Annotated in this window: 10 protein-coding genes; all 10 read right to left on the bottom strand. The window is 54.3% G+C overall.

What is annotated here, in order from left to right; all coding sequences use genetic code 11:
- Positions 1 to 692 (bottom strand): 30S ribosomal protein S2 (gene rpsB / locus P1U71_RS15420; RefSeq protein WP_367281205.1); only part of this gene is annotated, 692 nt, incomplete at its 3' end.
- A gap of 193 nt (positions 693 to 885) precedes the next feature.
- Positions 886 to 4371 (bottom strand): DNA polymerase III subunit alpha, encoded by a 3486-nt coding sequence (dnaE, locus tag P1U71_RS15415; RefSeq protein WP_367281207.1) that lies wholly within the window; start codon positions 4369 to 4371, stop codon positions 886 to 888.
- A 386-nt stretch (positions 4372 to 4757) separates the two neighbouring features.
- Positions 4758 to 6668 (bottom strand): mechanosensitive ion channel family protein, encoded by a 1911-nt coding sequence (locus tag P1U71_RS15410; protein ID WP_301106518.1) that lies wholly within the window; start codon positions 6666 to 6668, stop codon positions 4758 to 4760.
- A 138-nt stretch (positions 6669 to 6806) separates the two neighbouring features.
- Positions 6807 to 7487, bottom strand: a complete 681-nt coding sequence (locus tag P1U71_RS15405; protein ID WP_301106517.1) for an ABC transporter ATP-binding protein — start codon at positions 7485 to 7487, stop codon at positions 6807 to 6809.
- On the bottom strand, positions 7480 to 8700 hold the full coding sequence (locus P1U71_RS15400; protein WP_367281206.1) for a lipoprotein-releasing ABC transporter permease subunit: 1221 nt from the start codon (positions 8698 to 8700) through the stop codon (positions 7480 to 7482). Before P1U71_RS15400 ends, P1U71_RS15405 begins: the two co-directional genes overlap by 8 nt.
- A 23-nt stretch (positions 8701 to 8723) precedes the next feature.
- Positions 8724 to 10043 carry a proline--tRNA ligase gene (gene proS, locus P1U71_RS15395; RefSeq protein WP_301106515.1) on the bottom strand — a complete coding sequence of 440 codons (1320 nt, stop codon included), beginning with the start codon at positions 10041 to 10043 and terminating at the stop codon, positions 8724 to 8726.
- Positions 10044 to 10124: 81 nt separating this feature from the next.
- Positions 10125 to 10532, bottom strand: a complete 408-nt coding sequence (locus P1U71_RS15390; protein ID WP_301106514.1) for a hypothetical protein — start codon at positions 10530 to 10532, stop codon at positions 10125 to 10127.
- 12 nt (positions 10533 to 10544) lie between these two features.
- Positions 10545 to 10805, bottom strand: a complete 261-nt coding sequence (locus P1U71_RS15385) for a DUF1467 family protein (protein ID WP_301106513.1) — start codon at positions 10803 to 10805, stop codon at positions 10545 to 10547.
- 9 nt (positions 10806 to 10814) lie between these two features.
- A complete protein-coding gene (mce, locus tag P1U71_RS15380) occupies positions 10815 to 11219 on the bottom strand; it encodes a methylmalonyl-CoA epimerase (protein ID WP_301106512.1) in 405 nt (134 codons plus the stop codon).
- A gap of 13 nt (positions 11220 to 11232) precedes the next feature.
- Positions 11233 to 12816, bottom strand: a 1584-nt coding sequence (locus P1U71_RS15375; protein WP_301106511.1) for a ribonuclease J, incomplete at its 5' end; no start/stop codon positions are given.

Raw genomic sequence — 12816 nt, 5'->3', positions numbered from 1 at the left:
GCCATTTCCATGGAAATACCATCGAGAACCGCCTGCTTGAACAGGTCGCAATAGAGGCTGATCGCGCGGAGGGCATCGTCATTGCCCGGAATCGGGTAGGCGATGCCATCCGGATCAGAGTTGCTGTCGAGGATCGCGACAACCGGAATACCAAGCTTGTTGGCTTCCTGTACCGCCAGCTCTTCCTTGTTGGTATCGATCACGACGATCACATTCGGCAGACCGCCCATTTCCTTAATACCACCGAGTGCGCGCTCCAGCTTGTCCCGCTGACGGGTTTTTTTCAGGATTTCCTTCTTGGTCAGTCCTGTGTGTTCCCCCGCGAGCTGCTCTTCGAGCTGGCGCAGCTGCTTGATCGACCCTGAAACTGTCTTCCAGTTAGTCAGCATACCGCCGAGCCAGCGATGGTTGACATAGAACTGGGCGCATTGTGTTGCGCTTTCCGCAACGACGTCAGATGCCTGGCGTTTCGTGCCAACGAACAGAACACGTCCGCCGCCCGCAACTGTATCGCGCACGACTTTCAGCGCCTGATAAAGCATCGGCACTGTCTGCTGCAGATCGAGAATATGGATTTTGTTACGAGCGCCGAAGATATAAGGACCCATTTTCGGGTTCCAGCGACGTGATTGGTGACCAAAGTGAACACCAGCTTCCAAAAGCTGACGCATAGTAAAAGTAGGCAGAGCCATTCTGCAATCTCCTTTTCCGGTTGAACCTCCGTGAGCTGCGGTTCTAAGGATTATCCTTTGAACACCGGAAGGGAAAGACCAACACAGCCTTACCCAAAGCCCACGTGTGAATTTAACAGGTCGCTAAATAGGCCCCTCCGTCACCAGATGCAAGGGAAAAATACCAATTTAACCACAAATCTGGCGTGAAAGACTAAATATCGTGAACATCGATCACCCCGGGGGTTGATTTAAGCGCTTGGCGCACCTCGGGCGTGATATTCGCCTGATCGGAGAGGTCAAATTCAACTTCCTTCGCCTCCGCCTCAAGATTGAGGATAAAGGCAACACGGCCCCGTCCTCGCCCGCCCTGCTTGAGGATCGTCGAGACTTCTGCAAGAGGCTTATCATCATTCGCAAAAATACGCACCCCATCGGCGATCGTTGCCGCCATGGATTCAAGTCGTTGCAGGCTCTGGACTGTCAGCCGGGGTTGATCATTATCGAGATTCCCCGTTACCCGGAGGACAAGCGACTGACCCACGACCAGAAGATCGCGATATTTTTCCAGCGTTTCGGAAAACATCGTGACTTCAAAAGCCCCGGTCGCATCGGAAAGCTGCACGAAGGCAAGCGGTTTTCCCTTGCGCGTGCGAAGTTCCCGCTTGCCCATGACGGTACCCGCCAACATCCCGGCGCTTTCGGCTGATCCAAGACCCGCAAGATAGCTCGCTGAACTGCGCACACCGGCTTTGTCGAGGGTCTTGTCCCAGGCATCAAGGGGATGGCCGGAGAGATAAAAGCCGATGGCATCGAATTCCTGCTTCAATTTTTCCATCGATGTCCAAAGTGATACCTCAGGCAAGTCGGGCCGCACTACCAATGATTCCGACGCCCCACCAAAGAGGTTAACCTGGCCCGAACCCCGCTCCTCCTCCGATTGCTGAGCCTGGCGCAGAAGAACTTCGATCGACGCAAAGACTTGCGCGCGGTGGTCATGCAGGGCATCAAATGCACCCGCCCGGACGAGATTTTCCGCCTGACGCTTGTTCATATATTTCGGGTTAAGGCGCTCCGCAAAATCAAACAGATCCTTGAACGCCCCGTTCTCCCCCCGTTCGCGGACAATCCCGGCCATCGCCTCCCGCCCGACATTCTTGACCGCCGCAAGCGCGTAGCGAACGGCACCCTCATCGCCATCGAACTCTACCGAGAACTCCACCTCTGACTTATTCAGGCAGGGTGGATAAACAGGAATTTTCATCCGCTCCAGATCCTGACGGAAGATATTAAGCTTGTCTGTATTGTTCATATCAAGGCTCATGGAGGCCGCCATGAACTCCACCGGATAATTCGCCTTGAGCCAGGCGGTATGATAGGAGACAAGCGCATAGGCGGCGGCATGGGATTTGTTAAAGCCATAGTTCGCGAATTTCGCCACCAGATCAAAGATATGGGTGGCATCCTTCGTGGCAACGCCCTTCTCCTTGGCGCCTTTGGCAAAAATGGCGCGCTGCTTATCCATCTCTTTCTGGATTTTCTTGCCCATGGCCTTACGCAGATTATCCGCTTCGCCAAGACTATACCCGGCAAGGGTCTTGGCGATTTCCATCACCTGTTCTTGATAGATGATAACGCCGTAGGTTTCCTCCAGCACAGGTTTTAGAATGGGATGCAGATAATCCGGCTCTTCCTCTCCATGCTTGCGGCGGATATAGGTCGGGATATTTTCCATCGGGCCGGGGCGATAGAGCGCCACGATAGCGATGATATCCTCGAACGCGTCAGGGCGCATCTTCCGGAGCATGTCCCGCATACCGGAACTTTCAAGCTGGAAAATACCGATGGTATTGCCGGTTGAGAGAAGCTCGAACACCGCCGGATCATCGAGCGGCAGTTTTGCGTAATCAATCTCGATCCCCCGGCGGGCGAGCAGCGCCTTCGCCCGGTCGAGCACTGTCAGGGTCTTGAGCCCGAGAAAGTCGAACTTCACCAGCCCGGCCGTTTCTGCATACTTCATCGAAAACTGGGTCACCGGCATATCGGAACGCGGATCGCGATAGAGCGGCACCAGCTCATCAAGCGGTCGGTCACCGATCACCACCCCGGCGGCATGGGTTGAGGCATGGCGATACAGCCCTTCGAGCTGCAGCGCGATTTCGAGAAGCCGCGCGACATCGGCGTCATTGGCTCGTTCCTCCCGAAGGCGCGGTTCGGTATCCAGAGCCTGCTGCAAGCTGACTGGGTTGGCCGGATTGGCCGGAATCATCTTGCTGATCCGGTCCACCTGGCCATAGGGCATCTGCAGGACGCGCCCGACATCGCGGACCGCCGCTTTTGCTTGCAGCTTACCAAAGGTAATGATCTGCGCGACCTGGTCATGGCCGTACTTATCCTGCACATAGCGGATCACCTGTTCTCGCTTGTCCTGACAGAAATCGATATCGAAGTCGGGCATGGACACACGTTCAGGGTTCAGGAACCGCTCAAACAGCAATCCAAAGCGCAGTGGATCGAGATCTGTAATGGTCAGCGCCCAAGCCACGACGGAACCTGCGCCCGATCCACGCCCCGGTCCCACCGGCACGTCATGTATCTTCGACCACTGGATAAAATCGGAGACGATCAGGAAATAGCCCGGAAAGCCCATTTCATTAATCACGTCGATTTCATATTCAAGCCGGTCGAAATATTCTTTCGATTTGGCCTCCCGCTCAGCCGTCGCCATCCCCTCAGTAAAGACTTCATTTTCAAGCCGGACCGTCAGACCTTTCCTTGCCAGTGCGGCAAGCTCACCAGCCTCATCCCGTCCTTCGGCAGAGGAAAATGCCGGCAATATCGGATCGCGTGTGGGTGAGGCGATGGCGCAGCGCTGCGCGATAACCAGCGTATTATCGATTGCCTCCGGCAAATCAGAGAAAAGCTCAACCATCTCCGCTTGCGATTTAAAGTAATGCTCCGGTGTGCGCTTGATCCGGTTCTGGTCGCCGACATATTTTCCCATCGCGATACAAAGAAGCGCATCATGGGCCTCATACATACCGCGATCGGCAAAAAACACCTCATTCGTCGCTACCAGCGGAATGTCGAGATCATAGGCAATTTTCAGAAAGCCCGGTTCCGTCTTTTCCTCAAGCGGTAGTCCGTGGCGCTGAAGCTCCATATAAAGCCGCCCCTTGAACGTCTCGGCAAGTTTTCGGGCATAACTCTCCGCCGTCTCAAGCTGATCCGCGGCGATCAGGCGACCGATCGGTCCTTCCGATCCGCCGGTCAGGCAGATGATACCCGCCGAATTCTCGGCCAGAACGTCAAAGGGGACTTGTGCCGTCTCTCCTGCGTCCGTCTTAAGGAAGGCATGGGAGGTGAGTTTCAGGAGGTTGTTATAGCCTGCCTCATCCTGGGCCAGCAGAACAATGGGGTCCGGTTCGGGCCGCCGGCCACTCCGATCGACGCCATCCTCCCGCAGAAGCGCGATCTGGCAACCGATAATGGGCTGCACCCCACCCCCCATCATGGCAAGAGAGAATTCGAGCGCGCCGAACAGATTGCTGGTGTCCGCGATCGCCACGGCGGGCATCCGGTTATCCGCGCACAGCTTCTGCAACTGCTTGATCGGCACCGCCCCTTCGGACAGGGAATAGGCGGAATGGACACGCAGATGTATGAAGCGGGGATCACTCTCAAGGTTGGGCAACGGCACGTCTCCAATCTGTGATTTAAGCCGTCCCACTATTACATGTCCTTTTCCAAAGGTCAGGCCTTGACAGCCTCAACCGATAAATTTCTTGTGGATAACTCCCCTCTCCTGTTACTCAACCATATGTCCGGTTTTATTAACCGGTCAGTCCCGCCACAATATCCGCCCAGAACACCATCATGCCCAGCGCCCCCGCAAATGCCGCACATTCAAATCCGCTTTTTATCATCCGGTCGATATTCATGATTGCTGCTCCTATTTGTCTGTTGAGAAGCATTTTGTTCTTGTTTTGTTCTTTTGTCAACCAGATATTTCTCCGCTAAATTTATTAACTAATATATTGATTTAATTATATTTTTAAATAATCGCGAAGGTTTTTTAAATTATTCCTACTTTGATAAAGCTTTCGCGTCACCCTTCGGCGGCCAGCTAATCAGCGAGCTTCCCTCCTCCGGCGTACTGTCGGAGGCAAGATAGGTGGTTGTAGACGGGAAGGCGAAATCAGCGCCGCGCGCCCGGACAATCCCGACGATCTTCATCAACACTTCTTCCTGAACAACCAGGAAATCCGGCATGCTGCCAACATCCACATAGGCGTAGATTTCTATATTGAGGGAATAATCACCCAACTCAACAAAACGGACCCGGAGGGGGTCGGCTTTCACCTGTTGATGGTTCTCAAGATATTTATGGATATCATCGATGATTACAGTCAGTTGCGCTTGCGTTGTCTGGTACCTCAGGCCGATACGATGGCGAAGATGAAATTGGTCACGACGGCTGTAGTTCGTGATCTTCCGCTTGGCGAGATCCGCATTCGAGATGGTGATAACGGTGCGATCGAGTGCCCGTATCCGGGTGGAGCGAATGCCGATGGATTCGACTGTGCCGGAAAGATTGTCAAACTGGCAAAATTCACCAACGCGCACCATCCGGTCCGCATAAAGGATAATGCCACCGATCAGGTTTTCGATTGTTGGCTGCGCGGCAAGAGCAATCGCCAGGCCGCCAACCCCAAGACCGGCAATCACGCCATAGACCGGAATACCAATCTGCGTCGCGCCATAACCCATGATGACCAGTGCCACTGTGCAGGAGAAGACCCGAAATCCGGTCCGCAGCAGGCTGGCGTCAATACTGCCCGTGGGGACCGCCGGGTTCCTCACCGCCGAGGAATAAAGGAAGTTCAGGAGTTGATACGTCAGCAACGCGACACAAGACCAGATAATCGCAGTCGTCACGGTGCTAATCCCCTCCATCAATCCGCCGGTGATGTTGATCTGGCTGTTACAGAGATAGCGATAAAACAGGACAAGAAAGACAAGACCTCCGCAGGAGAGCATCTGGCGGATCTGACGGCGCGCCGTGATCTCCTCATCCTCGTCCGGGCGGGATCGCCGAAGGAGGAGTGCTGGCGCGAGAGCGAACAGAAGCGTCAGCAGGACAAACATCATCCATTGCCAGACCGTCTGGTTATAAATCTCCTTTTGAAGCCAATCCGGGCCGGCAATCAGGAAATCATACCATTTAGGCGCGACAAAGCCGCCCGGCGTGTAGATGTAATAGTTATAGAGATCTTCCGTCCGGTCATGCTTAAGGGGAAAATTCTTGATTGTTTCATAATCTTCCGGGATGCGCTCAACCGTTTCCTTGGAGAAGAGAAAAGCGCCCTGCGCCGGTCCCTGCTGCAGGCGTGCAATGACAATATTCGTGCCGGGAACATACCAACTGGAAGGCAAGGTCGCAAGGTCCGATGCCGAGGGAAAAATGCCCACTTCATAGCCGGGGATCGTCGAGAGCCTCGGAAGATCGATCCTGTCAAATACCTCAAGAAGCTGAAGCACGATCTCAATGCTGACATGCTCCCGCGTGCTTGCCGGTATGGCGCTCAAATCAAACGTCTGCGATGCCTTTTCGAGGATTGTCTGCACCATAGCAAGGCGCCGTTCATCAGCTTCACTCAAGAGTATGGTGTCACCTTTAGCGTAATCATCGCGCACATCGAGCCAGATATTGCGCGCCTCCCCCATCAGGAAGAGGAAGCTTTCTATCGTTGCGCGCGGACTGGAGGTATCAGGCGGTGAGATCGGGTTTTCAAGCAGGTAATCTTTCTGGATGCGGGACGGATCAGGATGCACATCCGGCACAATAGATGGATTGATAGTGTCGTTACCATCCATTTGCTGCGCGTTTGCGGACGGCACCACACCCAAAAACAGGGCGTATAGAATAAACCCGATGACCAGAGTCAATTGCCGCAGAATTCCGTTGAAGTGGTTGATCGAAAATGAATTCGACATGCCGTCCCATACCCATCATCATTTAGAGTTAATGGAATATTGCCGGAAACTGCTTTAAATTTTATTAACCAATGGCATCCCGTCGCGAAACTGAGCCATCAGGCTGAGATGTAGAGCCTAGAGGAAAAAAAGCGAAGTTTATTCAATAACTAAGCCGTGATCATGGACGCGAACAATGCGGTCCATGCGGCGAGCGAGATCGGTGTTATGAGTCGCAACCAACGCTGCAACACCGCGATCGCGGGTTACATCGAGGAAATGCTGGAAAACCATCTCCGCCGTCTGCTCATCAAGATTGCCGGTAGGTTCATCGGCAAGCAGGACGAGCGGATCATTGGCGAGCGCGCGGGCAATGGCAACGCGCTGTTGCTCCCCGCCGGAAAGCTTGGCCGGACGATGCCCGAGCCGTTCCGCCAGACCCATCCCGGTCAGGAGTTCCGTTGCATGGCTCTTCGCTTGTCTCTTCGGAACGCCGGAAATCAGGTTCGGCATCATTACATTTTCAAGTGCCGAAAATTCTGGCAGCAGATGATGAAACTGATAAACAAAACCGATTTTGTCGCGACGAACTTCCGTGCGTTTATTATCCCGCGCCTTGCTGCAATCGATCCCGTCGATGATGACCGACCCGTTGGTCGGCGGCTCCAGCAACCCTGCGATCTGTAAAAGCGTTGATTTACCCGAACCGGACGGCCCCAGCAGCGCGACAATCTCGCCGGGCCGCAACTCAAGTGAGACATTCTCAAGAACCAGCAGCTTTTCCTGGCCTTGCGCAAAAGTCCGGCCGATATTCTCGAGTTTGAGGACCGGCTCACTCATAGCGCAACGCCTCCACCGGATCGAGACGCGCTGCCCGCCAGGACGGATAGATCGTCGCAAGCAGCGAAATGACAAGCGCCATAATCACCACTGTCGTGACTTCCATCGGATCGATCTTCGCGGGCAGATGGGAGAGGAAATAAATCTCGGCGGAGAAAAGCTCGGCGCCTGTAATCCCCTCGATCAGGCCCTTGATCTTGTCGATATTCATGCAGAAGCCAAGGCCGAGCAAAAAGCCGAACAGCGTGCCTATCACCCCGATGCTGGCGCCGGAGATAAAGAAAACCCGCATGATCATGCCGCGCGTCGCCCCCATGGTGCGCAGGATGGCAATATCCCGCCCCTTGTCCTTCACCAGCATGATCAGGCTGGAGATAATGTTGAACGCGGCGACAAGGATAATCAGGGTTAGGATCAGGAACATCACGTTCCGTTCAACCTCAAGCGCATTGAAAAAGCTCGCGCGCGACTGCTGCCAATCATAGATAAAGGCGCGGATATTGACCGCCTGAATAATCTCCCGGCGGATTTCAAGCGCCTTATCGGGATCAACGGCGAAAACTTCAAGCGCCGTGACCCCCTCGCCCAGCCGGAAATAGCTCTGCGCGGCTTTCAGCGACATATAGATATAGCCGCTATCATACTCATACATGCCGGTATCAAAGAGCGCGGCGACGTCATAGGTTTTAACGCGCGGCATCGTGCCGAAGGCCGTTGGCGTGCCATTGGCAGAAATGAGCTTAACCTTGTCGCCCGCATTCACACCTAGGGTGCGCGCAAGCCGGTAGCCAAGGATGATCGAGTTGTTCTCGCCAAAGCTCTCTAGTGACCCGTCGATAATATTGGAGGAGAGCACATCAAGAGATGCAAGCTGGTTTGGCGAGATACCCCGCACAAGCGCACCGCTTGCCTCCTTGCCCGACGCCATGACCTGCCCCTCGACAATCGGGGTGACGCGCACGACATCGGGGATATCCGCGAGCCGGGCGATCACCCCGTCATAATCGACAAGACTATCCGGCGCCGGCGCCCGCACCTCATAATGACCGTTGAGGCCGAGAATGCGATCGAGAAGCTCGGCGCGAAAACCGTTCATCACCGACATGACGATGATCAATGTCGCCACACCCAAGCCAATCCCGAGAAAGGAGAAGGTGGCGATGACGGAGATAAACCCCTCCTGCCGCCGGGCGCGCAGATATCGAAGCGCCATCGTCCATTCAAAGCGGGAAAACACTAGGCTTTGCCCACCAGCAGGTTAAGCGCATCATCCGTCGAGAGTTCCTGTTTTTCCCCGGTACCGCGGTTCTTCACCTCAACCATGCCGGACTTGACCCCACGCGGGCCAATCGTTGCCTGCCACGGCAGCCCGATCAGGTCCATCTTGGCAAATTTTTCGCCAGCCCGGCCCGCCGTGTCATCATAGAGCGCATCGACACCGGCAGTCATCAGCTTGCTATAGAAATCATCGCAAGCCCCATCGCAGGCGTCATCGCCACTTTTAAGATTGATCAGCCCGACCTTGAACGGCGCGACGCTTTCGGGCCAAATAATACCATCATCATCATGGCTTGCCTCGATAATGCCCCCCACGAGGCGGGAAACGCCAATACCGTAGGATCCCATTGAGACGGTCACGTCCTTGCCTTCAGCCCCGGCAACCGTTGCGCCCATGGCGTTCGAATATTTATCGCCGAAATGGAAGATATGCCCAACCTCGATCCCGCGGCGGGTCACCAGATCATCACCGCTTACATCGCATTTATCCGGATCATGCATATCATCGGCCGCCGCGTAAAAGCTGGTCCACTGGTCGACAATTTCCTGCAGTTCTTCCGCCGTGTAGTTATCGCGATCCGGTGTTTTTTGCGTGAGAAGGTCTTTATGGTAAAACACCTCGCTCTCACCCGTATCCGCAAGGACGATAAACTCATGGGAGAGGTCGCCGCCGATCGGTCCGGTTGCCGCGCGCAAGGGAATGGCTTTTAACCCAAGCCGCGCAAACGTCTTAAGGTAAGCTACGAACATATTGTTATAAGCCGTTTTAGCACCTTCATAATCCAGATCAAAGGAATAGGCATCCTTCATCAGGAACTCCCGCCCGCGCATGATGCCGAAACGGGGGCGCACCTCGTCACGGAACTTCCACTGGATATGATAAAGATTGAGCGGCAGGTTCTTGTAGCTTTTGACATGAGTACGGAAAATATCTGTCACCTGCTCCTCATTCGTCGGGCCATAGAGCATATCGCGCTCATGCCGGTCGGTGATCCGCAGCATTTCCTTGCCATAGTCATCATAGCGACCGGATTCCCGCCAGAGGTCCGCCGGCTGTATGGTCGGCATCAGGATTTCGAGCGCACCGGCCCGGTCCTGCTCTTCGCGGACAATCCGTTCGATGTTTTTCAGCACCCGAAAGCCCATCGGCAGCCAGCTATAAATCCCGGCGGAGGATTGCTGGATCATTCCCGCCCGCAGCATCAACCGGTGAGAGACAATCTGCGCCTCCTTCGGATCTTCCTTCAGGGTGGGGAGAAAAAAACGGGACAGACGCATTGGGGGCCTCGGTTCGATTACACGGTGTTGAATAGTTGTCAGACTTTTAACGGGATTCGCAAAGATTGCAAGGTTTTCACCCTATTGATACCGCTTGCGGCATTCCCTGGCGATGGCATTCTCCGCCGGGTCGGCCAGCTCCTGACCATTGAAGAGAAGCTTGCCCGACGCGATATCATATTCCACTGTTCCGACATAGACTTCTGCATTTTTGAGCTTGGGATTATAATTTTCCAGTAAATCCTTAAACGGCAAGGATAAATCGATAAATATCTGATCAGGAATCTGTATTTGACTGCCACTGAGATCGGCGGGCGCAACCGGCTTTCCATGAACATCGACGCCCGGCTTATAGGTTACATCGGGATCGGGCGTATATTTCACGATCCTCTCGCAGTCTTTCCGTGACACTACCATCCGGATATCTTCCGCCGTGGCAGAGCCCACAGAACCGATTAAAAATGTCAGGACAAGGATAGACCGGATCATGAATTCAATCCATTAGATGTTCTGAAAAAATGCACGCAGATCAAACAGTTCCAACTCGAATATCGTCCAGATAATGATGAATATCAGGATCGTTATGACGGTGGTCAGGGCAAACTTCGCCCAGATTCTGGGGTTGATCGGCGCGCTTTCCACTGTTCCCGGCTCGATTTCTCCCTCTTCCTCCCCTTGCGGCCTCACGCCAAAGGGGAGCACGGTAAAGAGGACTACCATCCAGGTAATACAAAAAATAACAAGGCCGCCGACAAAAGACATATGTGTGCCCTATACCTGTTCAAGCTCGACCAGCGTTCCGCTGAAATCCTTCGGGTGCAGGAAAAGAACCGGCTTCTTATGGGCACCGATCTTGGGCTCCCCATCGCCGAGAACGCGCGCACCCTTGGCTCTCAGACGATCCCGCGCCTCGATAATATCCTCAACCTCATAGCAAACATGATGAATGCCGCCGGACGCATTCTTTTTCAGAAAGCCTTCAATCGGAGAGTCTTCGCCAAGTGGATGCAGGAGTTCAATTTTCGTGTTTTCGAGCTCGACAAAAACCACAGTCACACCATTTTCCGGCTCATCCTGCGGCGGGCTTACCTTCGCGCCAAGCGTATCACGATAGATCGCTGCGGCAGCTTCTAGATCCGGCACAGCAATGGCAACATGGTTCAAACGTCCAATCATTTTCCTTAAATCCTTATTCTTCTTCAAATCTGATCACGTAAATATCGGTTATCGGGCGTCGGCCTGCCAATCGCCGGAAAACCCGCCGTACCGCGTTGTGTGCCGTTTCCTCGACCTGCTCATCATCCATTTTATCCTGTTTTTTCAGCTTATTATGGTTGATTATTATCTGTTCCCGTAACTCTTTTTGCAACTCGGTAAACAAACTCTCGTCCAGCACGCCGCGCAGGCGAATGATCGGGTCCTCTGTTATCTGGCCCTTATCATTGACGATGACAACCCCGCTCACACTGCCATTATAAACAAGGCGGCGGCGGGTAGTCAGGAATTCCCCGTCAAGCGGCGTCAGCCCACCCGCATCGACCGCCAGCCGACCTGAGGGAACGTCGTCTATAATCTCTGCCTCGCCCGGGGCCAGCTTCAGGACATTGCCGTTCGTAATTTCAATAGCCTGTTCAACGCCAAGGGACAAGGCCAGTTCACAATGCGCGCGGATATGACGCGCCTCTCCATGTACCGGAATGGCAATTTTTGGCTTCACGATCCGGTACATATCGGTCAGCTCTTCCCGCGCCGGATGACCGGAAACATGAACAAATTCATCGGCTTCGGTAATCACATTCACACCGGATTCCGTCAGTTGGTTATGCAGCCCGTACAATGATTTTTCATTTCCCGGGATCACCTTGGAGGAGAAAATGACCGTATCACCTTTGGAAAGTTCAATATGGGCATGCTCCCCGCGCGCGATGCGGGCCATGGCACCGCGCGGCTCCCCCTGACTGCCCGTGCAGAGCAACAGGATCTTGTCGCGCGGGATATGGCCTGCATTTTTCTCATCAAGAAACGGCGGCAAGTCATTGAGGTAACCTGCTTTTTTGGCTGCCCCCGTCATACGATGCAATGACCTGCCAACAAGGACAACATGCCGGTCATGGCGTTCCGCCACATAGGCGATGGTCTTGAGCCGCGCGATATTGGAGGCAAAGGTCGTCACCGCAATCCGACCCGTCGGAATCTCGCGCAGCAAGGCATCCAGACTATCCTGCACCGCGAGTTCGGAGCCAGAAACCCCTTCCTTGAAGACATTCGTGGAATCGCAGATCATGGCGAGCACGCCCGCCTCAGAGACTTTCTGCATCTTGGCAAGATTGCTCGCAGGGCCGACAACCGGATCGGGATCGAGCTTCCAGTCACCGCTATGCAAAACACGGCCATAAGGCGTTGTGATCATCAGCGCCTGCATCTCCGGAATGGAATGGGTGAGATCAACAAAATCGATATGGTAATCGCCGATGGCCATAGAGCTTCCGGGCGCGATGACATTGACTTCCACCTCATTTTCCAGCCCTTCTTCCGCCAATTTCAGCGCAAGAATTTCCGCCGTAAACGGGCTTGTATAAACGGGGCACTGAAACTGCGGCCAGAGCCTCGCCACTGCGCCAACATGATCCTCATGCGCATGGGTAACGATGATCGCCAGAAGATCTTTTCGCCGCTCGGCAATCCAGCCGGGATCGGGAACAATCACATCAATGCCCGGCGCGCGGTCATCGGCAAAGGAAATCCCGCAATCGATCATCAACCATTTACCGTT

This window comes from Sneathiella sp., assembly GCF_029233945.1.
In the GTDB taxonomy this organism is placed as follows: Bacteria; Pseudomonadota; Alphaproteobacteria; order Sneathiellales; family Sneathiellaceae; genus Sneathiella.
The sequence above is the reverse complement of the archived record's forward strand: the minus strand, read 5'-3'. Positions and strand labels throughout refer to the sequence as shown.